The sequence below is a fragment of the Maribacter corallii genome, from assembly GCF_047345415.1.
GTDB lineage: Bacteria > Bacteroidota > Bacteroidia > Flavobacteriales > Flavobacteriaceae > Maribacter_C.
In genome coordinates this window covers 380681-404344 of record NZ_JBLFEP010000003.1, presented here as the reverse complement: position 1 = coordinate 404344, position 23664 = coordinate 380681, and the positions used below count along the sequence as shown (strand labels likewise).

19 protein-coding genes are annotated in these 23664 nt (G+C 38.1%); 12 read left to right on the top strand and 7 right to left on the bottom strand.

What is annotated here, in order from left to right; all coding sequences use genetic code 11:
• The first annotated feature begins 69 nt into the window (after positions 1-69).
• The 5 genes from ACKWCA_RS11730 (at position 70) to ACKWCA_RS11710 (ending at position 4998) form a co-directional block, all read left to right on the top strand.
• Positions 70-1458: a S41 family peptidase gene (locus tag ACKWCA_RS11730; protein WP_413978386.1), complete on the top strand. Its 1389-nt coding sequence runs from the start codon at positions 70-72 to the stop codon at positions 1456-1458.
• 321 nt (positions 1459-1779) lie between these two features.
• Complete coding sequence (locus tag ACKWCA_RS11725) at positions 1780-2310, top strand: lipid-binding SYLF domain-containing protein (protein ID WP_413978385.1); 531 nt, start codon at positions 1780-1782, stop codon at positions 2308-2310.
• 133 nt (positions 2311-2443) lie between these two features.
• Positions 2444-3112, top strand: a complete 669-nt coding sequence (locus ACKWCA_RS11720; protein WP_413978384.1) for a Crp/Fnr family transcriptional regulator — start codon at positions 2444-2446, stop codon at positions 3110-3112.
• 68 nt (positions 3113-3180) lie between these two features.
• The gene (locus tag ACKWCA_RS11715; protein WP_413978383.1) at positions 3181-4086 is read left to right on the top strand and encodes a DAPG hydrolase family protein; all 906 of its coding nucleotides are present in this window, start codon (positions 3181-3183) and stop codon (positions 4084-4086) included.
• A gap of 87 nt (positions 4087-4173) precedes the next feature.
• Positions 4174-4998 (top strand): hypothetical protein, encoded by an 825-nt coding sequence (locus ACKWCA_RS11710; RefSeq protein WP_413978382.1) that lies wholly within the window; start codon positions 4174-4176, stop codon positions 4996-4998.
• A 485-nt stretch (positions 4999-5483) separates the two neighbouring features.
• On the opposite strand, the gene ACKWCA_RS11705 is transcribed toward ACKWCA_RS11710, so the two are convergent.
• From ACKWCA_RS11705 to ACKWCA_RS11680, 6 genes are all read right to left on the bottom strand, one after another.
• Positions 5484-6623 carry a hypothetical protein gene (locus ACKWCA_RS11705; RefSeq protein WP_413978381.1) on the bottom strand — a complete coding sequence of 380 codons (1140 nt, stop codon included), beginning with the start codon at positions 6621-6623 and terminating at the stop codon, positions 5484-5486.
• A 48-nt stretch (positions 6624-6671) separates the two neighbouring features.
• Positions 6672-8018, bottom strand: coding sequence for a YHYH protein (locus ACKWCA_RS11700; RefSeq protein ID WP_413978380.1), 1347 nt, complete (start codon positions 8016-8018; stop codon positions 6672-6674).
• An 87-nt stretch (positions 8019-8105) separates the two neighbouring features.
• Entirely contained in the window at positions 8106-8519 is a 414-nt protein-coding gene (locus ACKWCA_RS11695; protein WP_413978379.1) for a hypothetical protein, read from the bottom strand.
• Between the two features lie 13 nt (positions 8520-8532).
• The gene (locus tag ACKWCA_RS11690; RefSeq protein ID WP_413978378.1) at positions 8533-8817 is read right to left on the bottom strand and encodes a hypothetical protein; all 285 of its coding nucleotides are present in this window, start codon (positions 8815-8817) and stop codon (positions 8533-8535) included.
• A 24-nt stretch (positions 8818-8841) separates the two neighbouring features.
• Positions 8842-9420 (bottom strand): RNA polymerase sigma factor, encoded by a 579-nt coding sequence (locus tag ACKWCA_RS11685; RefSeq protein ID WP_413978377.1) that lies wholly within the window; start codon positions 9418-9420, stop codon positions 8842-8844.
• 64 nt (positions 9421-9484) lie between these two features.
• Positions 9485-10189, bottom strand: coding sequence for an HD domain-containing protein (locus ACKWCA_RS11680; RefSeq protein ID WP_413978376.1), 705 nt, complete (start codon positions 10187-10189; stop codon positions 9485-9487).
• Between the two features lie 534 nt (positions 10190-10723).
• Between ACKWCA_RS11680 and ACKWCA_RS11675 the strand changes: the two genes are divergently transcribed.
• The 5 genes from ACKWCA_RS11675 (at position 10724) to ACKWCA_RS11655 (ending at position 16789) form a co-directional block, all read left to right on the top strand.
• On the top strand, positions 10724-13099 hold the full coding sequence (locus ACKWCA_RS11675; protein ID WP_413978375.1) for a TonB-dependent receptor: 2376 nt from the start codon (positions 10724-10726) through the stop codon (positions 13097-13099).
• A 5-nt stretch (positions 13100-13104) separates the two neighbouring features.
• Positions 13105-13977, top strand: coding sequence for a DUF4249 domain-containing protein (locus tag ACKWCA_RS11670; RefSeq protein ID WP_413978374.1), 873 nt, complete (start codon positions 13105-13107; stop codon positions 13975-13977).
• A 284-nt stretch (positions 13978-14261) separates the two neighbouring features.
• On the top strand, positions 14262-15032 hold the full coding sequence (locus ACKWCA_RS11665) for a sensor histidine kinase (protein ID WP_413978373.1): 771 nt from the start codon (positions 14262-14264) through the stop codon (positions 15030-15032).
• A complete protein-coding gene (locus ACKWCA_RS11660; RefSeq protein WP_413978372.1) occupies positions 15025-15795 on the top strand; it encodes a LytR/AlgR family response regulator transcription factor in 771 nt (256 codons plus the stop codon). Before ACKWCA_RS11665 ends, ACKWCA_RS11660 begins: the two co-directional genes overlap by 8 nt.
• An 85-nt stretch (positions 15796-15880) precedes the next feature.
• Positions 15881-16789 (top strand): hypothetical protein, encoded by a 909-nt coding sequence (locus ACKWCA_RS11655; RefSeq protein ID WP_413978371.1) that lies wholly within the window; start codon positions 15881-15883, stop codon positions 16787-16789.
• Between the two features lie 164 nt (positions 16790-16953).
• Here ACKWCA_RS11655 and ACKWCA_RS11650 read toward each other — a convergent pair whose 3' ends face one another.
• Positions 16954-19227 (bottom strand): patatin-like phospholipase family protein, encoded by a 2274-nt coding sequence (locus ACKWCA_RS11650; protein ID WP_413978370.1) that lies wholly within the window; start codon positions 19225-19227, stop codon positions 16954-16956.
• Between the two features lie 440 nt (positions 19228-19667).
• Between ACKWCA_RS11650 and ACKWCA_RS11645 the strand changes: the two genes are divergently transcribed.
• Entirely contained in the window at positions 19668-20462 is a 795-nt protein-coding gene (locus ACKWCA_RS11645; RefSeq protein WP_413978369.1) for a cation transporter, read from the top strand.
• 221 nt (positions 20463-20683) lie between these two features.
• Positions 20684-23620 (top strand): hybrid sensor histidine kinase/response regulator transcription factor, encoded by a 2937-nt coding sequence (locus tag ACKWCA_RS11640; RefSeq protein ID WP_413978368.1) that lies wholly within the window; start codon positions 20684-20686, stop codon positions 23618-23620.
• Positions 23621-23664: the final 44 nt, after the last annotated feature.

Genomic DNA, 23664 nt, shown 5'->3' with positions numbered 1-23664 from the left:
ATAAGCAGAACAGTTTTGCTTTGTTTCCTGAGCCTATATTTCTCAATTGCAATTGCCCAGAATACAGTAATGTATCAGCCAGAACAAATGCATGTGGATTTGGAGAAATTTAAAACAGCGCTTATCAAGATCCATCCGGGAACATATACTCATCAAAGCCCAGAGGAATTTGAGCAGCTGGTGGATCGTCTGAAGTTGGAGACTTCCAAACCCATGGAGGGCACTGCATTTTACAAAATTGTCCTGAGGTTGATTGCGGGCATTCATGACGGGCATACCCAGGCGTATACCTTGGGGGAATTAGGTAATATGGTTAATAATCAAAAACGACTTCCCTTTCAGGTTTATATCAAAGATGAGCGGATTTTTATAATAAAGGACATGAGCTCCCAAAAAATCCCTGAGGGTTCAGAAATTCTGGCAATTGATGGACATTTGAGCAATGAGATAATTTCTGAGATATTGGCCCATTATTCTTCGGATGGTAAAAGCCTAAACGGTATGTGCCATTGGTTGGGTGGGCCCTATAGATCGTTTAGCCGATTGTATCCTGAGATATTTGGAGGGCAAGAGTCTCATAATATGGTATATCGAGATCCTAAAACCAAAGAAATTGCAAATAGAAGAATCAGAACGGTTTCCAAGGAGGTCTATGAAACCATTAAGGCTAAAAGATATCCATCCCTAAAGCAGGTGGACGAAGCTTTCGGCTTTAAGATAAATGAGAAGGAAAATTATGCTTATTTAAAAATCGCCAGATTTATCAAAGATGGTTATGATGACCCCGAAAACACCTATTCTGATTTTTTTAAAACATGTTTCAAAGAGATTTCATATAAGAAAATTCAAAACTTGATAATTGATTTGAGGGATAACGGAGGCGGAAAAGCAAGCAATGCGGCCTACCTGCTCCGATATTTTATAAATAAACCGATTGCCCCGGCAAAGGAAATATACACTCTGGGAAATGATGATTATTTCATCGAATTAACAGGCGACACCCTTAATCTGGACAAATCTTTTGGGCTCTTACCTATTAAGAACGGTAAGTTCAGAGTAACACGGACGGATGTATTGCGTGATCTGATGACATATAAACCGATTCAGGAATATAGTTATACGGGGAAAATGGCCGTCCTTATCAATGGTGGAACCACCTCGGCAGCCGGAATTGCGGCGGGTCTTTTAAAGGAACATACAAATGCAACTTTTGTCGGCGAGGAAACTTATGGATATGCCGGTATTAGTAACGGGGTGCGCCAAATCTCCATTAAGGGGGATTATACCGAAACAGCAATCTATTTGCCACTCCTACATGCCGAGTATGCTATGGACAAACATGTCCAAAAAAGGAGTGTCGTCCCTGACTATCAAATATCCTATTCGATCCAAGATATTTTAAATGACAAAGATGCAATTCTGGAATTTGTAAAAGAAAAGGTGCTATCTAACAATTAGTCTCGACCAAGAGAGTCTTGTTTTATGAACATTTCTTGGGAATTTACTCCTTCGTCATTGGAAGTCTCAATAACTCGCCTCAAAATGGGACAAACAAATACTTTGAAAAGCGTGATAATTATAAGGCAAGAGAATATATCATTTTGTTAACAACATTATTGTCGATTCCTTAACTAAATGATTGTTTGATTGACAAAATGAAAGTTGTCTTATCCATAAAAAACCTTGATTAAGAAGAATTTTCCCTGTTTCATCGCAATTTCATCTTTTGACCGAGGCTCGGCTCCTAATTTCGCTGTAAATAATTTTAAATATATAAACATGAAAGTTTTAAAATCGATTACAGTAGTAGCAATGATGTTAATGGTGACCTTATCATCGGCGCAAACAAAAACAGAAAGAAAATTGACTAAGGAAGCGGTCAAGGCCAAACAGGTTTTGTTGGCGGAGAATCCAGAACTGGGTACCCTATTCGAAAATTCGGTAGGATATGTGATATTTCCCAATGTTGGTAAGGCAGGGTTAATTTTTGGAGGAGCGGCAGGTAAAGGTGTTCTTGTTGAGCACAAAATGCTTACGGGTACTGTGGATATGAAAAAAATAAATATTGGGATGCAGGCTGGTATACAAGAAATGGCTCAGGTTCTATTCTTCCAAACCGCAGAGACATTAAGTGATTTCAAGGAAGGTAACTTTGAGTTTGGTGCTCAAGCTTCCTTAATTGCCTTAAACTCTGGTATAGCCACCAATACGGCTTATCAGGATGGAGTTTCTGTATTTGTGATGCCAAAGTCGGGTCTGATGATGGATGCTTCAATTGGTGGACAAAAATTCAATTATAGAGCACTGTAGTAAAAAATTCCTTAAGGATAAAAAGGCCGTCATTCGACGGCTTTTTTTGTTTTGTTTAAATCCAATTTTAAGAAAGGTGATCTTAAAACAAAAACCAATCGATAAATCCCTCTTTTAAAAAAGGAAGATGACAATGGGATTTAAGAAAAGGCCAATGCTTTTCAAATATCAGGTGGTTTTTCAAAAGGATATGATTACCTTGAGTGTAGTTAAAAGATATTGTTTATCAAAAAAACTACTTTGCATGATAAATGAAATTCTATTAAAATATGCTCGTTTTACAGACGATGAATTGGATATAATCAGAGAAAAATTCTCTCCACTAAAAATGGACAAAAACGAACTATTTCTTGATGCTGGTCAAATTTGCAATAGAGCAGGCTTGATTATCAATGGAAAGTTCATTCTTTCACAAGTGTCGGAATCAGGGAATGAGGCCATATTGGACTTCTTTATAACCGGGGAGTTAATATCCGATTATTATAGTCTGCTCAAAAACTATCCAAGCAAAACCTATATTAAAGCTTTAAAGAAGGCCGAACTTTTGGTCATCACTAAAAAAGATTTGGAATATTTATATAGGACAATCCCAAAATTTCAAATATTCGGGAGAAAACTTGCCGAAGAATCATTTATCCGATTAGCCGAAACCATTAAATTACAATCGGTATCGCCGAAAGAGAGGTATCAAATATTTATGGCTAATAAAATAGAAATAATCAAAGAGTTTCCCCAGTATATGATTGCTTCCTATCTGCGTATAAGTCCTGAATGGCTTTCTAAAATCCGAGGACATAAATGATTTCTTGAATTAATTCAATGAAATTTATATGAAGACCCGATAATTTTGTTTTAAAATATAATAAAGTTATGGGCAAGTTCATTTTAAAACATAGCGTAGGAGTATTTGCACTACTTTTGTTGGGTTCATGTAGTCTTGGAAAAGAAGCAGACCCGTCAGATTATCCGGTGGGGCTTTCCTCACAAGAAAAAGAGCATCCGTTATCGAAGTACTATTACAATCATAAAAGAGTAAGCGATAAGCGTATAGCTGGCTTAATGTATCATGAACCTGAAGCTGGTCTAGCATTTGAAGATATTAACGAAATGCTCGAACCTGGATATCTTCCTTTAGAGAATGGATATACCAAACTTAAGGATGGCACTGGTTACGTAGCGACCAACATCCAATTTCCTAAAACTACCGGTAAGATGATTGATTGGTGGTTTGAATGGGTAGGTTACGATGTAATGCGTTACAAAATATGGTATCCCGGATTGCACGCATCGGCTCTTTATGAGAATTATGAAGAGCCTGAAACATTTTCTATTTCAAAATATGTTCTGGCAAATCCCGAAGGAAAAACCAAGCATACCATAGAGGCTATGGTAAAGGATGGTCCCCTGCAAGACCTTCAAATTACTTTTGTAAATCCGGAGCAGTACGGTTTGGACATTTCCAAATTGGGAAAAGACCAATGGGCAATTTGTGGAAACGTGAAATCTGGAAATCGTCTGGTGGTGCAAATGGTTCACTTTGTAAGGAATACTCCGGATGGAGTAGAAATGCGAAGCAGGTTTTGGGTAGGGAAAGATCTACCGTGGATTTTAAGGAAGTTGGGTGTCAAAAATCAGGCACTTTATGACCTCGCTCACCATTGTCTTACAGAATATACCCAATTAGCAAGTTTTTTGCCAGAGGTGTACAATATGTATGCGACCGACTTAGGACGGTATGAAAATGCTGTTCTGACGCAAGGAACTCGTTCAGAATAGCCCTCCCTCTGCTACTTACAAACATTGACTTGCAGGTTTTGTATTTGTGGATTGTGCTATTATTTCAAATAAAAAAATGTAAATCTTATGAAACTAAGGTCTAGAATACTTTTAATGTTACTCTTGATGGTGATACTTTTTTGTGGTTGTGTCAATTTGTTCACATATACTGATTTGAGATCCGAAGGATACGTTTATCCCAATGATATTTCCAAAGCGAAACTGCTGATGCAAGAAATGTCAGTTGCCCACCGGAATCATCTTTGGGATGGTATTCAAACCTACAATGTGCAATTGGAAGAGGAGTCCTTTGGGTTTTTCGGCAAAAAATCATCCCCATTCAAAGAACTAGACATGACTTTTTCCCTAAACTACATACCAAAAACCTTCGATGGTTTGATGGAGATTCGCAGCGGAAAGGAAAAAGGACAATTCTGGGGAGTACAAGAAGGAAAAACATACCAGAGAATTGAAGAAAATGTATTCGTTAAAGAAAATGATGCATACCAATTTTCAATAAATACTTATCAATATTTCCTTGAGCTTCCTAATAGGATAACTGAAGCTACTATAGTAGATTATCTTGGTTCAGAAACAATTGATGGTATTGCCGCAGATGGTGTTATCGTCTCATGGAATACGTTGGAACCTCAGAGAGATATTGACCAATTCGTTATTTGGTTGCACTCGAAGACAAAACGAATTGTCAAAGTAGAGTATACCATTAGAGAAAAGTTCAAGTTTGTTAAAGGAGAGGCTTTTTACAAAGGTTATAAAGAATATGATGGTTTTCTATTACCTACGGAAATTGCCTCTAGATCCAACATAAAGAAAAACGGGTATATTCATGTGAAGCAAATCAAAGGGTTTACACCAAACGTTTTAAGCATAGATCAGCTCAGACCTCTTTAATTCGTATGTTTACTCAATAATTGAGATTCACAATGCTTCGAGGTTTACCTCGAAATCTTATAATGGTTAGCCATGAATACCTCGTGGGCCTGTCCAGAGGTAGTTTGCTATACTTTGATTTTACAGTTGTTTTGCAGATAGTTATGAGTTGATTTGTATGATTGTTTTGCGTTGTGGGTAAGGATTGGAAATCGATTCATCGGTTTAGAAGTTTCATGATTTTATGTATGGGTTTCAAAATATAGCGTTTTCGGATATTGAAAGAATAAATAAAAGAACCAGCGGGATAGTCTATTTTTTTCATCATTAAGTCCAGTACATAAATTTCACTTTTTTCAACATATATTTTGGCACATTTCATTTTCCAAAGTTTCCATATAATTCGCCATTTTTTCCTTGTAATCTATTGAAAAGGCTTCGCAGTTACTTGTGAAGCCTTTTTACTAAGTTGAAAAACCAACCAATCTCAAATGCTTAAATGCCGATCATTGTATGGTATATCTCACCAACACCAAATTATCCAACACCACATTTGTTGACCAAATAAATTCAGCATCATTTTCAGGATCGTCGAATACATCGGTAAAATTGGTGTACGAAGGTTTGTTGTTCACTACAATGGTTTCATTGGTATAGGTAGTCGCATTAGGCCATTCCGAATCATCGAACCCCTCCGCCTCCCAGTTGGCATCAATGGCCCAATGTAAGCCATAATACGACGTTCCATTGTTTGAAGCCGCTTCGTCGCAGTCATCGGTACCCCTGGTCGCGCCGTTTTCCGTTGGGCAACTTAAGTCTTTAATCGGTGCGGTATAAAAGGTCTGCGCTTTCCAGTCACTTCCGGTAATGGCGACTATTTCACCCGATTCGTCCTTAAATACCGCGACCATACCTCCATCACCGGCATAGTATGCATTTCCCTGGTTGTTTTCAGAACCCAATCCCAGATTTTCTTCCCAATCCACCAGTTTCATGGCAATCGTGTACGGTGCTGTGACTTTAAAACGAACAATACTCGAATTGAATTCCGTAAACGGCACGGCATCTTTGCCAACCGCAACACCATTGACGTACATTTCAAAATAATTGTCAGCAAAGATATAGGCCGTAATCACTTCTCCGTCGGAATCGATTTCTACGATATCGCTACCATCCAATGCATTTACTGCCTCCTCGGCGGAGCTGTAGGTGTTTCCATAAGTGTTATGTAAATCGGATGCGAACGGAAAGCCGTCATCGGTGAAGTTTACCTGTGCCGGAACCGTCCATGTAGCGCCGTCCGTGGCTTCTATCGTTCCCAGGCCTGCATCTCTAACACCGCCCGGGAATAAATTTGCGGTCGTTGTTTCCGCCAATCCTTGGGTTACCGAAGCTGTACCTGTATAAGTGGAATCTGAACCATCACCAGTCCCTTCAGTATCATCGGCATCCGTATTATCGGATACATAGCCATCCGGTTGGTCACAGGCTTCTAGACTACTATCAGGGTTTCCCAATCCATCGCCATCGGCATCTTCATACCAAGTTGTTAATGTACAGGAGCTATCATCATTGTCGCTACAGCCAGTAAAGCCAAAGCTTGCTATAACCGCCATCAATAAGGTGATTTTAAGTGTTTTTTTCATGTTCATCTTTTTTAAAACTATTATAAACAACGTTTGCTATAAAGTATTCTATCTTTGATAAGTTTCAATGGTAGTGGTGCCATCGGGATTCACAAATTCATAAGTGTATAGACCGTTATCGTCCCAGCCATAATTAATTATATATTCTTCCGAGTCTACTGTGTAGGTCAAGGAATAGGAATTTGTTCCGGTTGATTCGAATGCTGTTATTGCCGCTCCTGCCAAGGGCGTCAGCGCTCGTCTCAATTCCTGTGTCATGGCTTGTGGGATCACTTGGTTTTCAGGAGCGGTAGTATTCGGGTCTAGATTGACCTCCCCGCGCATACTGGCGATGAAGTACGGATATTCTGCTATGGTATGATATTGATATGACCCATCTTCATTGAACTTTCCGAGGTATTCATCCAGTTCTTCGCTTGTTTCGCCATAAATAGGGAACCCATCTACCGCATAGGCGATGGGCATTCCTTCGCCGACCGTTGTTTGCAAATGGGTGGGTGGCAAGTGATAGTGATAATCGTCCGCCCTTCCACAATGACCGCCCCATTGATCCAGTTCCCCAATATCGTTGGCATCTTCACCTCTATTATTCAAAGGATTGAAAACTGGGATTCCATTGGCGGCCACGGCTATCGCACCGCGTAATAGATTGGTCTGGGTCGACAACGGATTTTCCGCCAGTTCCGGCTGAATGGGAATCGCCCAGCTATTGTCCCCCGTATATCCATGGTCTATGGGTACTTGTTGCTGCCAATTGGTAATACCCACCATCATATTATGGTCTGGAATTCCGTTGGAAGCAATATAGAAATAGGTATCGTCCGAAGAAGTGCTGACACCGTTAAAACTTTCGAATACCGATTGCAAAAATGAAATATCATTCGCCGGGACGGTATCGTTTTCCAAAGAATCGATTTCCCCTGTGGTATCATCGGATGGGTCATCGTTGCTACAGGAAACGAAAACAATGACCAAAATTCCTAAAATACCGTATGCCAGATGTGCTTTTTTCTTCCATCTTACGAAAAGAAAGACGGAAAGCACTAAAAGAACGAATCCTATTAAAGCAAACCATGGTTTTGAGTTTGACAAGGATGTATTTACTTTGTTACGTGCTTTTTTTGTATTGAGCGCCTCGATCATTTCGTTTCTCTCAAGGATATACACCTGATCCTCAAAAGTAAAATCTGAGAGGTCGAATTTGAGAATCCTGTGATTCGGGTCGCCGAGCCAGACCTTGTCTTTCTCGTATTTGATAAAATCCGCTTTAAATGAGGTTTCTTTCGATTCCAGTTTCCATTCCTTTAACGGTGTTCCGTGCCCTCCAACATGGGCTTGAAGATTAAGATTGAAAATCAGAAAAATCAGGGGGATAAAAAAAGAGTGTGTTCTCATGATGAATGGGGTTTTATTTTACCTTTTGACAGGAACCCGATTCAAATCCTTCGCTGAATGCTCCTTTTAAAAAAAAATTAACAAATGCTATCGTAGAATATATCGCAAAGCCTTATCCTTAAACTCTTCATAGTAAGGAAGTTGCTCTTCTTTCAGTACTGACTTCATATCATCAAAATGTTTTTTCGTAATCTGTATTTTTTTTGCCTCGATATCTTTGACACAGTCCAATAAAGCCTGCGATGGTCGCGTAAAGTAGTCGCGAACACATTTTTTTTGTTCTTCCTGCAATAGTACCATGGCTTCATGGTGCTGTTTACTGAAGGCTTTGAATCGGATATTCTGATCTTCACTTAAACGCAATATTTCTATCGCATTCGGTTTGCTATGTTCTTTGGTATGATTTGCCGGTTTTTTTGTTAGGAACAAATAGGAAACCTGCGCTATGTTAACCGTCAGTAGCACGCCTATCGCAATCTTATACAGTGTTTCTCGTCGCATCTGTTTTTGGTTTTTAAAAGGTATACTCAGTTAACAGGGAAATTTCCTGTCCCCTACTATCCGCTGCGCTCTGAGCGGCGCTATCACTTTGCAATTTCAGTGCGTATATGTTAATTATCACAACCACGGAAGCCGCTACCGCTGCCAAGGCCATATTCTTCATGGAAATAATCCCCCTTTCTTTATCGTTGGTGATTTCAGCTATTATTTTATCGAATAGGTCGCCTTTGGGAACGGCACTTTCCATGCCTTTTAGGCTTTTTAGGACCTCTTCGGCCCATTGTTCTTCGTTCTCCATTGGTGTGGGTTTATTTATTAGACATTATTTTTTCTGATTTCCTTCGGGATAGATCGCAATCAGTTGTTTTCTTAAGTTTTGTTTGGCCCTTTGCAATAAGCTCTCCACCGATTTCAGTGTGATTTCCATAATATCGGCTACTTCTTGTCTAGGTAGGCCCTCCACATAACTTAAAAGGAAAGCTGTTTTTTGATTTTCAGAAAGCTTATTGATTTCGGCAAACAAAAACCGTGCTTTTTCCTTGTTCTCCAATTGAATTCCCGGATGGTCGAAATCGACACTTTCCCACTCCATGATTCCATTTCCAGATAATGGGCTTCTTTTCTTTTTTTCTAACTGATTTAGTGCTTTATTAACCGTTATTCTATAAATCCAAGTGCCTACTTTAGACTTTCCTTTGAATGTATTTGCTTTGTTATAAATAGTTAAAAATACATCTTGTGTAATTTCTTCTGCCTCTTCGATATTTTGTAAATACCCAATGGCGGTATTGTATACCTTATTTTTATAAAGCACGTACAACTGTTTAAAGGCTTCCTGATTTCCTTGGGCTATATTTTTTAAAAGTATTGTTTCGATAGTTAGAATCGTGTTGCAATCCACAAATGAATCTTATCAATAACTCATCAGCATTATGTTTACGCATATTTTTTATGTAAAGACGTCTTTATAAATTAATAATGTCTCCACATGTCATTTCTATAGTCCCTTGAGTACCTCTAGAGGAAAATAAATAAGGAGAATCTTCCCAAAGATGTTCTTTGCTTTTCTTAATTTTTTCCAATACCTGCTCGTTTTCGTATATCAACCACCTTTTCTTCACTTCTAACACTTTCTTTCCAAAGTCCGTATTAAAAGAAATATTCTGCAAAAATTCCAGATTTTTTCTAAACCATTCTTCATGTGTATAGTGTGAGGAGTTGATAGAGGATATTTCCTTTCGTAAAAGACCATTTAGTCTCCAATAATCATTCTGCGAAATATGGAATATATCGGCATCCTTGATTATAGACTCTGTGAGGTCAGCAGGAATAGCACCAAGTTTAGTGGCCATGATGCAATCGGTAACTTGGTATATTATGGAAGATCTCACATTATTGGTTTTTAGAAAATTGGCCGCCATCTTTGCGCTTAGATGCTCATGACCTATATTTTTGCTTAAAAAGCCTAGGTCATGAAACCAAGCGGCCAATTCGAGAATCATGGACTGTCTTTTTTCTAATTTTGATTTTTTTGAAATTATACGCACCGCTCCAACCACCATCTTCGTGTGTGCAATGTTGTGGTAATATATGTTTTTGGGCAGATGAAATGTAAGTAGATTAGTCACATATTGTTCAACTTTTTTTATCAAGGCTTGTTCCAGTTCCATAATTCAGTTTTTTTGATTTAACGTGGAATAAACCTAAAACAAAGGAAAAGAAATCTGCTTGAATATTATTTTATCCTTGGATTTTTCTGTTAAGCACCTTGGTTTTAATTCCGGATAAAAGTTTTTAAAGCCGAAGCGTTGAAAATTTCGAGCTAATATCATTGGTTATCAAAGCTAGTTTTAAACCCTCAATATCATTCAATAGTTACTAACACAATAAGGATGTTAATTCAATTTTCGAATGTAATTTTCCCAAATATCTTTCTCACCAGCAATAGGGGAGAGTAACCGTGGCATTCACAATTTTAAGGGACCCTTCTCAACATATCGTACTGTCAATAAGCATATTTACTGGATTTAAGGTTGATTCTGGCACATTTATCGGTATTCTCAGTCATGATAAATGCATGTTTGAATTCCTTTAACACCTTTACATCCTGTTTTATCGGAATATTTCCTTGTTAAACATTTTTTAGGAAATCTTTTGTCCTTTCATAAAATAGATTTGTCCCAAATTAAATTCAATCTAATCTTATGAAAAGATACAGTTTCGTTATCATCATGTTAATTGCTTTTGCGAGTAATGCACAAAAAAGTTATACTTTAAGTGGCTATGTTAAAGAACAGGCCACTGGCGAGGAACTGTTCGGAGTTAATGTCCTTGTTGGGTCATCTAGCGGAACAGTCACTAATGACTATGGTTTTTATTCAATAACACTTCCTGAGGGTACTTATCAGGTAGTAGTAAGTTATTTGGGTTTTCAAGAAGTGGTCAAGGAGATCGACTTGAACGCTAATCTCAAAATCAATTTTGAGATGACCGAGGATGCCGCACAATTAGACGAGGTCGTGGTTACTTCGAAAAGCGTAGCCAAAGACGTAAGGTCTACTGAAATGAGCGTGGTCTCCGTCAAGGCCGAAACAATTAAAAAGCTACCGGCCGTACTTGGGGAGCCCGATCTATTGCGGTCTATACAATTATTACCTGGGGTCTCAAGCGTAAACGATGCTTCCTCGGGGATTAATGTAAGGGGTGGCTCTGCCGATCAAAACCTTATCCTCTTGGACGAAGGAACAATTTATAATGCTTCCCATTTATTCGGTTTCTTTTCTGTATTCAACACAAGCGCTATAAAGGATGTGAAGCTCTATAAAGGGGGTATACCCTCTATTTATGGAGGTCGTTTGTCATCAGTGCTCGATGTAAAGCAACGTGAGGGAAACATCAAAAAATTTGGTGGAGAGCTAGGTATTGGGCTTATTTCAAGTAAGGCTTTGATAGAAGGTCCTATTTTTAAAGGAGACAAGGAAGAAGGAAGAGGCAGTTACATGCTTGCAGGGAGACGCTCTTATATCGACTTGTTCGCCCCTCTTTCCAGTGATTTTGAAGATACTACTTTATTCTTCTATGATTTCAACTTAAAGGCCAATTATAACATCAACGAGAACAATCGAATATTTCTTTCGGGATATTTCGGTAGGGACCGTTTTGAGCTCGATAACTTTTTGGGGACTTTTTGGGGCAATGCTTCAGGTACCTTACGATGGACAAGTGTACTTAACGATAAGTTGTTCTTGCAGACTTCAGCAATATTCAGCAACTATGATTATAACTTAGATAACCTTCGTTCTGGGTCTGAGTTCAGATGGAATTCGAATATCTTGAATTTTAACGTAAAGCCTAAGTTAACTTGGTTCATCAATTCTAAGAACACTTTGACAGCAGGTATCGACTATACCTATTATAATTTTCAACCGGGTGAAATCAGTCCATTGAATGGGTCTGCCATCAATCCGCAAAAATTCAAGGAAAAATTTGCTACTGAAGGTGCTGGTTATATAGATTTTAAGCGGGAGCTTTCAGATAAACTTAGTATACGCTACGGATCAAGACTTTCGTATTTCAATCGTATGGGCAGTGATGTCATTCCAACCTATGAAAATGGTAGCCCGTTGACCTATATTCCCGAACAGAATCTTTATGTGGAAAATCCAGTTATAGGTGAAACCGCTTTTGGTTCAGGAAAAAGTATCAAGAATTTCTTTAATCTTGAACCGCGCTTTTCTGCACGTTATTTACTAAATGACGACAACTCGTTAAAAATGAGTTACAACCGTACCTATCAGTACCTGCACTTGATATCGAATACTACTTCAGCTACACCCTTAGATGTATGGGCACCAAGTGGTAGTTTCTTAAAACCCCAATACGCAGACCAAGTTGCCTTGGGTTATTTTAGAAATTTCAAGGAAGGTGCATATGATATGAATGTAGAGGTTTACTATAAAGACATGAATGACGTTACCGATTTTATAGATGGCGCAGACTTGTTATTTACCGAAAACATTGAGACTCAGGTTGCGCAGGGAGATGGACGTGCATTTGGATTGGAACTTCAAGTAAACAAAAATGAAGGGAAACTAACAGGGTGGTTAAGCTATACTTTGGCTAGAAGTGAACGTCAGGTACTTGGCATCAACAATAATGAGTTCTATCCTGCTAATAATGACCAGCTTCATGAACTCAATTTGGTTGCGTTCTATAAACTGAACGATCGTTGGGACTTTGGTGGGAACTTTGTTTTTGGTTCAGGAAAACCGGTAACTTACCCAACGGGACAGTACGAGCAAAATGGTTTGGTCGTTGCAGATTACCAAAACCGTAATGGTGACAGGCTCCCGGCATATCATCGCCTAGACCTTTCGGCAACTTTGAACCCAAAGCCTGGTAAGAAGGGGAAATGGATATTCAGCCTAGCAAATGCCTACAATAGACAAAATGCCGCTTCTATTTTCTTTAGGGAACTGGGTGAGGTAAATAACGTCGAATTGGCAACGGGAGAGACCGAGGCGGTGAAATTATCTTACTTCGGAATTGTACCAAGCGTTACTTATCAATTTAAATTTTAATCAAAATGAAGACTAAAACATACTTAAGAACATTATTATTTGTGCTATTGACCACTTGGATTGTTGGCTGCGAAACCGTCGTGACTGAAGATATTACTCTGAATGGAGGAGAACCCCGTTTGGTTCTGGACGGGGGTATTGAAAGAAACACCATATCGCCCTTGGCGGAACAGCAGATTCGATTGTCTTCGACTATTGGGTTTTTGGACACTGAAGACCCTACGCCCATTACCGATGCAGAAGTAGTTGTCAACGATGGTGATACCGACTATGAATTTGCACATGTTAGAAATGGTATATATTCAAATTCCAGTATCCCTACCAACTTGAATGCGGAGTATACCATTACGATTGTATGGAACGGGGAAACCTATTTAGGAACCGATAGCCTTAACGAAGTAGTTCCTTTTGTGGGTGTTTATTCAGAATTTGAAGAAGAGACTGAATTTACAGAAGAGGGGTATTTCGTTAAATTTGATAGTCAAGACCCTGAAGATGAGGAGAATTTTTACTATTATCGGGTCTTTAGAAATGGGGAGTTCGTTATTGTTCCAGATCCAGGGAATGGCCTTACCCTAGTGGAAAGTGATGAATTCTTTAATGGACAGTTGCGTACCGGGGTGAACCCCAATGAGGAAGCAGTATTTGAGCTAGGCGACATTGCTACGGCACAACAGTTGGGCATTACCAATGATTATTTTGGTTATTTGGTGGAACTCTTTAACCAGACGGGAAACCAAGGATTGTCCTTTATTGGTAATCCGCCACCAGCATCGATAAGAGGGAATATGTTGAATATCGACAATCCAAGTAATAGAGCATTGGGGTATTTCTATGCCGTTGATGTTCAAGAGGTAACTATAGAAATCATTGAATAGACCAAATGTTTAAAAAAAGTAGGATATATTTTTATGCGTTGATAAGCTTTCTGATTTGCTTTTTCAATTTTCTAACAGAAATTGAAAGCAATAGCTTAGACGAAGCTATCTACGAAACGGTCATTGTATTTCCACTTATCATGTTTTTGTTGGGCGGGGTATATCTTACAAGAAAATTTCTTTATAAGAGGGGGTATTTTTCTGAACGCTTTGAAAGTGATTCTAAAGTAGGTAAGAGAAATCTGGTCCAGGTAATCGTATTAAAGGTTTTATTGATAACATTTATGATTAAAGCTTTAGGAGACTGGTTGTTCAATGATGATGTGGATAGTGTTTTTTTCGATGTTATTTTCTTTGCAGTGCTCGCTGCAAGTATAGTGGCCGTATTATTGGTCTATTTTCTGGAGAATTTTATTTCCACAGTAGAGCACAAACACCATATCGAAATTCAATTGTCCCGACATGAAAAAGAAAAGGTGATTGCCAAATACCTGTCATTAAGGAGACAATTGAACCCTCACTTTTTGTTCAACAGTTTCAACGGTCTGATAAGTTTGATTTCCATTGACCAAAGGAAAGCAGAAAACTTTGTGGAAGAACTCTCCAACATATATCGTTATAACCTTTCACAGGCTGATGAAGTCGTGGTGAGTTTGAGAAAGGAACTGAAAATGATCGCGTCTTATGTAGGATTGCAACAGATAAGATTCAGTGGAGCGCTGATATATCATGAAGAGGTTGAAGAGGCTTATAAGGATTTCCTAGTTCCCCCTATGAGCCTTCAGTTGTTGGTAGAAAATGCAATTAAACACAATAGGGTGGAGGCAAAGAACCCTTTGGTCATTAAAATTTTTAATGATGCCGATTATGTGGTCGTTCAGAACAACCTTCAAGCAAAGAATAAGAGCCATAGCAGGAATGATTCCTTTGGTATCGGCACTGAAAATCTGAAGAACCAATTAGAGGTAATTCAGTCTCGAAAACCAATCTTTGATATCAAAAATGAACATTATCTTGTCAAGATACCAATGATAAAAAATGAAATAGATGATTAATACGCTGATAGTTGAAGACGAGCCTTTAGCAGCTGAAAGATTGCAATTACTGCTATCTGAAATGGATAGTGAAATCCAAATCAAAGGAAGAACACAGTCCATTGAAGAGACCATTACATTTTTGAACAATCAAGAAGTGAATTTGATATTTTTGGACATTTATCTATCGGACGGAAATTCATTTGAAATATTTGAACGTATTACTAATAAAACACCGATAATATTCACTACCGCATATTCCGAATTCGCTATTAGAGCATTTGAGAGAAATAGTGTGTCCTATCTTTTAAAACCCATTAAAAGGGAGGAATTGGCAATGGCTCTTAGTAAGTTTAAAGAATATCATACTTCTTCAGAGAATGACATTGAAAAGGAAGTTATCCAAAATGTTTTTTCAAAGCAAATTTCATACAAAGAGAGATTTGTAATAAAGCAAAATAATCGTCTGGAAAGTATTGAAGTAAAGGATATAGGTTATTTTTTTGTCGAGGACAAGGTAACGTTCGTCATGATGAAATCCGGTAAAAGGTTTTACTTGGATATGAATCTAAAAGAACTTGAAAATAAACTGAACCCTTCAGAATTTTTTCGGATAAACAGGAAATACTTAATTAATTTAAAAAGCATAGGCCAAATGTACTATGTTTCACAATCACGTATAAAAATAGAACTTGTGCCCAAGAACCTAAATGACCCAAACCTCATTTTGGTGGCAATCGAAAAAATCGGAAAATTTAAAAAGTGGTTAGACGGAGAAACCTAAAATTTCAGATGCTTTTTACTGAATATTTGGTTTTATGTTGAAACTATTTGTTTGCTAAATATTTTGACAAAAATTACTCTAACTAATGAAAATAAATTTCAAGAACTTATTACTATTTTGGCTTGGTTTATCTCTAATGTTTTTGGCATATTCGATTGTAAAACTTTCGAATTCTTTAGTATCGGTGAACAGAAATATTCCTGAAATTATAAACCAAGTTTCCCTTGTTAACCAAAGAATAGATACTATAACAACAAAAAGCATTCCTGACATTCTGCATATAATTCCTTCGGTAACGAATGGAATAGATAGTATTCAGACGAAAATACCCTTTATTTTAACTGAAACCAATGGTTTGAGAAGTACTACAATACCAAATATTCTTCAAGAATTTGGTCTAGTCCGTGCCCAAATACCGGGTGTACTGGAACGAATGGATTCGATAAACAGGCAAGTCCCCAAGGTTATCAATACGATCGACAGAACCACTTTAGCTATAAATGAATCACTCCTTAGAGTAGATTCAATTAATGCACAAATTCCCGAAATAATGCTAGCTGTGAATACAATTAGTGATTCTATCTCAAGTTACATGGGGCAAGCCCATATAGTTGTTGCAAATGCCGACAAAGTTGCAAATAAAGCCGCAAGAGATGCTTCAATGGGTTTTATTGGCGGTATCCTTTCTTCACCTTTTGATGCCGCAATAGAGATAGGTAATTTTGTTATTGGCGAAAAAAGCACTTTGACAGATGAAGATGCCTTAGTAGCTGAACAACAAGTAATTTTATTTCTCGACCAAAATTCTGATGATAATAGACAAGAATGGACTAGTGATCAAATTAATAAATCAGGCGAGATCCAAGTACTACGTAGTTCCCAAAAAAAAGGAAGAAAAATTAAAAAAATAAAAATCAGCTTTGACAACTCTGACGAGTCCATAGTCGCTTTATTCTTTAAAGATGACTATGGAAAATGGCATTTTTGGAAGTAAGACTACTACTAATATATAGTTGCCAATACTTAAAAATACCCAATATATTCGAGGTGGAACTTTGTAAGATTCTATTCAATCTATTGATTAATTGTTTTGGTCATCTTTTAAGAAAAACGACATCCAAAAAGGAATTATACGTATTTATGGTCCAAAAGAAACTTTTAAAACCAGTATCCGATACTTACAAATAGTTCGCCTTCTTCAATTTCTTTTGCGGAGTACATAATTTTTATAGGCCCTAAAAAAGATTCGAAACCATAGCCCACCCCAAATCCTGATAATACAGGGCCTTTAAACAAATCACCTTCTCTGTATAGGTTATCACCCACTTTAGCGAAATTTCCGGAAAAAATAAGATGATTTTTTTTTGTGAATTCAAAATCCATAGTGGTGCTTGACTTCCAATAACTATTTCCTGGGATGCTCAAGAAATCATACCCAAAGAAAGGCACGAAATTATTGATAAGATTATTACCATACCCCCCCAAGACGAAGTCAAAAGAGTTGACGTCAGATGTTCCGATTTTAAATCCTCCCCCTAATTCAAAGTTAACGGATAGATTTCGTGTTATCGGCATAGCCAGCCCCAATTGGGCTTTAGCTATTGCAAATTCGGAGAAATCATCACTGAAGTCAGATGCAAGGAGATAAAGATGGATATCGCTATCAAAATATACTCCTTTAGAAGGGAAGTATATGTCATCATACGTGTCTAATTTAAGTTGCGCGAAAGTACTCAAATAATTGCTTTTTTCGAATAAAAGACGATCGTCATCATCCACCGAAAATTCAATTTCAGAATTTTCGTTCTCATTTGGTACTTCTGATATTGTCTCTGTACTATACCTTAAAGACTTATGCTCCGCACCTAGCGTAATACCAAGTTCTTCACCCAATTTGGATGTTAAATAGAGTTGGTTGGTAAAATCGGTAACAACCAAATTTATATTGTTTACCCCTTCAACGTTGGGTACTTCATAATTATTCAAGAGAATGTTATAGGGGATATCTTTTTCAAATTCGTTGAGCCTTGAATTTAGCCCAAAACTCCAGTTCGTCCCTTTATCAATGTAATATTCCATTTCATACCTAAGTCTATCCCCAATAATAAAATCAAAAGACAGTAATCCATCTTGGGTAAATACATCTTTTTGGGTAAAGTTTACGAGTACAGCACTCCTGTAAAGTTCATCATAATGTGCTCCAAAACGTATAAAGCTCTTGTTCTTACTTTCCTTCAAGTTTAACTGAAGTTCTTCAACATTATCAATTGAATGTAAGCGATAGCGAATATTTTCAAAATTACGAGTAGCGACCAGATTATTTATTCCATGTTGTAACTCCTTAAAAGTGATACTATCACCAAGTTTAAACTTTAATTTTCCCATGATGTATTTTTTGGAATGATTTACTTTATCTCCCAGAAAAGACAAGTCATTTATTATCATTTTGTCATCGGGCTTGAGAAAGGTAACCTGAGTTTGTAATTTATTTTCTGGATTTGATACGGATTTTAAATCTTCGAATAATTTCTTCGCTGCAGTTTGCCCCAATCCTATTATTGTATCGTTCTTGGCAAAATCCAATACTGAATAATCTTCCATAGGAGGTTTGATGTAAATAGTTGTCTTTTTTGATTTTTCTTTCATGTAGTCAACGGCATCAAAGTTGTTTATTTGTAAGAGTATTTCCGTAAATGAGGATAAGGACTCACGGTCAGATAATCCATGTTGCACATCAACCCCAATGATAACATTGGCCCCCATTTTATAAACTTCTTCCAAAGGATAGTTATTAACCACACCACCATCAATTAATATTTGGTCATCAATTTCAGCCGGCGCAAAGAGTGATGGTAATGTGCCACTTGCCATAATGGCTTCTGGTAGGTATCCTTTTTTTAAAACAACTTCATTGCCACTCTCAATATCCGTTGCAATACAAACGAAAGGAATTGGCAATTGATCGAAATCTTTAGTATTTCTAACATGGTATAACAACCTAGCCAACTCATTATAAATATTCTGACCACCCGAAAAGGCTGATGGCACTGAAATTTTAAAATTATTGAAGGGTAGGGTTACCGCATATCTTTCGGAGTCTTCTTTTTCATAAAAAGTTTTTGCATTCCTCGGAAGGTTGTCTTGTATCAAAACACCTAAGTCTGTGACACTAAAAATAGAATCAAGCTCTGATGCTGAGTACCCAGCTGCATACAATCCGCCTATAATAGCCCCCATGCTGGTGCCTCCTATATAATCAATTTGTACGCCTGCTTCTTCAATAATTTTAAGCGCTCCAATGTGGGCAAGTCCCTTTGCTCCACCGCCGCTTAGTACAAGGCCCACTTTCAAATCATCTACTTTCTTTTCTTTTTGAGCTGAACTAAATATGGTAAAAAAAAATACAAATATGAGGTGATAGGGTTTATTCATTTGACTTTGTTGAATATATTATCTATTTACATAACAGGATTGTGATAGGCGTATAATACTACTTCAGAGATTTATTTTCCCAAAAGATATTATAGCAGTATAAATGCTCTACTATAAATTCAGCTAAACCTTTGAAAAAAATGGATAAAACCCATTTTTTTATTGTTAAACATATTATTTGGTTTGGTTTCTTGGCGATTTGAATGAATCAATTGCTACCTTAATTCTTTCGATATACTATGGATAATGGTATTTTGGTTAATAAGCTTTTTTGAAGAGTAGGCCTTAAGAGGCCTTTAACATAGCACAAAAAGAATAAGAAGTGTGCGGCTTAAGAAGAACATATTATAGGACTCAAACAATTTTCTCCATTGGCTCTTTCAACTAACCGTTTTATAGAACTATACCTATCAATTAGAATTATGTTTTAGTTTAGAGGAATGCAAAAAACAATATTCGAAATTAGCAAAATGGATTGTCCGTCTGAGGAAAATCTCATACGAATGAATTTGGACGGAATTTCAAGTATTGCAAATTTAGATTTTGATATTGAGAATCGAAAATTGACCGTTTTTCACAACGGAGAAATCGACCAAATCGAAAAGTCTATTATCCAGCTAGATTTAGGTGGAAGGAAAATCTCCACGGAGCCGACCGACCAAACGGATTTTGAAGAGAATACGAACCAAAAAAAGCTACTCTGGTCCGTACTTCTAATCAATTTTGCTTTTTTCATTATCGAAATGACAACAGGAATTATTTCAAAATCAATGGTGCTTGTAGCCGATAGTCTGGATATGCTTGCAGATAGTTTCGTTTATGGGATTAGTCTTTTTGCGGTTGGCGGAACGTTAATTAGGAAAAAGCGGATTGCAAAACTTGGCGGATATTTTCAAATCACACTTGCTTTTATAGGATTTGTAGAAGTTTTAAGGAGATTTTTCGGAGACGAGAAACTTCCGGATTTTTCGACAATGATTGTAGTTTCGATTTTTGCTCTTATCGCAAACGGAATTTGTCTGTATATTTTACAGAAGTCAAAAAGTAAAGAAGAGGCACATATGAAGGCTAGTATGATTTTTACCTCGAATGATGTGATTATTAACTTAGGTATTATAAGCGCTGGAGTTTTAGTTAATTGGTTGAGTTCTAGTAAACCTGATTTGATTATAGGGACAATTGTTTTTGTTTTGGTAATTCAAGGTGCGATTCGTATACTGAAATTGGGCAAGTGAAGGAAAAGCACTAACCTTAATAAATCTATAACCCCATAAAAGGAACCTTTTTTAAAACGGTATTTTTCTTCTGCCCCCATTTTTTTTAGATCCGCCGATTAAAAACACAGATTTTAGTTAATAACTAGGAATATTTAGGATACACAAATAAAATTTTCGCTAGATGAATCCACTTTCTCTTAAGTAATGTTTTGGGAAAAAGATTATTCTTAAATTTAAGGATGGCCAGACTATTACTTATCATACTGATATTTTGTATTGGAAAAGTTTGTGCGCAATCAAAAATTGATAGCCTAGAACACGTGCTCAATATTGAAAAAGTGGATTCCTCAAGGGTCAATATCTTATTGCGTCTGGCTGATGAATATCGCTACGAAAACCCAAAAGAAGCAGAGGGACACCTTCAAGTAGCGATGCTACTCTCTTCAAAGATCAAGGATAAAAAATATGAGGTAAAGACCCTTAACCAATTGGGGGATATTTTGACCGACCAATCCAACAACGACTCTGCCATAGTATATTACCAAAAAGCCCTCACGCTAGCCGAACAGATAAAATTCGACGATGGCAGGAGTACCTCTCTAATCGGATTGGGCAATGCCCATACCAGAAAGGGAAATCTCGAAAAAGGCGAAGAATACCTTAAATCAAATATTGACTTCGCCAAGGAGATTGAAGATTTTGAGGGTGTTGCCAGTTCCTTCAACAATTTGGGAAACGTTTACAATGAACGAGGGGAATATAAAAAGGCCATGGAGGCTTACACCGAAGCCTCAAAAATGAACACCCGTATTGGTAATGAAAAAAACGCGGGCATCAACCTGGCCAATATCGGGCTGATCCATCAAAAACTAAAAAATTTTAAGGAGTCAATCGAGTATTACACAAAAAGTGATAGTCTCTTCAAGAAATTCGATTTTTTGCCAGGCCGGGCCTTTGTTGTGAAAAACATGGGCATTGTCTTTAGAAATCAAGGCAAACTCGATGACGCGTTAAGGCAATATCAAAGTGCACTTGGGATTTATAGAAAGATGGGCAGTACTAGGGAGATGTCACAGGTATATCAAAATATAGGAAACATTTATTCGGATAAAAAAGAATCGAATGAGGCCATCGAAAACTATCGGCAATCATTGTCGATCGCGAGAGGAATAGATGACTCCATCAACATGGCCATGGCAAGTCAATCTTTAGGACAAGAGTTCCTCTATTTCAAACAACTCGATAGCTCAGAGGTGTTTTCAAGCAAAGCAGTAGAAATAGCCCAAGCCATAGGGGCAAATTTGACCGAGATGGATGGTTACAAAACTTTGTCGGAAGTCAATTATGCGAAAGCAAACCATAAAAGGGCCTATAATCTAAGGATCAACTTTGAGACATTGCGGGACAGTTTCTATAATCTGGAAAAACGGGATCTCGCTGAGGAAATCGAGGCAAAGTACCAAAACGAGCAAAAAACCCAGGAAATCGCCTTGCTGGCCTCTGAAAAAGAACTTCAGGCGCTACAGTTGGGAAAAAGAAAGAACGAACGTAACGGTATAATCATCGTTGCCTTACTTATCCTTTTATTGGCCGCCCTTCTGTATAACCAATTCCGAATCAAACAAAAGTCCAACAGGGAACTCCAAGAGTTGAACCAGTTAAAATCCGATTTTTTTGCCAATATCTCCCACGAATTCAGAACGCCATTGACCCTGATTCAAGGTCCCATTGAGCATTTGGAACAAAACCCGGAAGAAAAACTCGAGAGGGAAGACATTAAAATGATTCGGCGCAATACCAATAAAGTATTGGGACTGGTCAATCAGTTGTTGGACCTTTCAAGGATTGACGAGGGCAAGCTAAAGCTAAGATCCACAGAAGGCAATGTATTCAAATGCCTACGTACCGCAGCAGCCTCCTTCAACTCCCATGCGGCACAGCGAAATATGGACTATCGGGTCAAAGTGCCCAATGAAATTTTATGGGCATCCTTTGACCGCGATAAACTTGAAAAAGTAGTCTATAACTTGTTGAGCAACGCCTTTAAATTCACTGGGGATGGCGAACAGGTATCTTTTGAAGCAGCTTACGAATCAGAAGAATTGATAATCCAAGTCTCCGATTGCGGGCGGGGCATCGAGGAAGACAAATTGCCCTTTATTTTTGACCGCTTCTATCAAGTGGACAGTAGCATCACAAAAGACAGGGAAGGTTCGGGAATTGGTTTATCGCTTTCCAAAGATTTGGTGAAATTGATGGATGGCACCATTACGGTATCCAGCGAAGCGGGCAAGGGCACTTATTTTACGGTTCAGATTCCCATGGAAAAAATCAAAACGTTTCAAAAGCAACCCAAAGAGGCTAAGCAAAAAAACCAAAAAGAGTCTACGGGGCCCAGGTCTTTCGAGTTTCCCAAAACCGATGATCGCGAAGTCCCCAAAATATTGGTGGTAGAGGATAATGAGGACATGCGCCAGTTCATTAATGTCCAGCTGTTGAAAAACTATCGGGTCATCGAAGCAAAAAATGGGGAACAGGGACTGAAATTGGCAAGCTCGGACGCACCGGACCTGATTGTGACCGATTTGATGATGCCGAAGATGGACGGTCTGGAACTTTGCAATAGGTTGAAAACTAACCTCGACACGAGCCACATTCCCATAATTATGTTGACTGCCCGGGCAGGTGAGGCGAATAAAATCGAAGGACTGGAGACTGGAGCCGATGCATATTTGACCAAGCCCTTTAGCGCCAAGGAACTTTTGGCCAGGGCAAGGAACCTTATCGACCAAAGACAGCACCTTCAAGCGTATTACCAAAAAAGTGAGCGTACCATAGCTCCGAAAAAAATCACAACGACCTCGCTGGATCGAAAATTTATGGAGAAGGTATTGAACCTTTTTGAAGAACAGCACACCGATGCCAATTTTGGAGTACCCCAAATGCAACAGGAACTGGCCATGAGCAAAACCCAACTGCACCGAAAAACAAAGGCCCTGACCAATGAGACCCCGGGAGAACTACTCCGTAATTTCCGGTTGAAAAGGGCCGCTCAATTGCTCTCACAAAAGTCGGACACCGTAACTCAAATAGCCTATCAGGTTGGGTTTAACAACCTTTCCTACTTTGCAAAATGCTTCAAGGCATTGTACGGTGTTTCCCCTTCCTCCTATTGATTTTTTTTGTTAAGACTGATTAAAAACGATCACTCGGTACATTA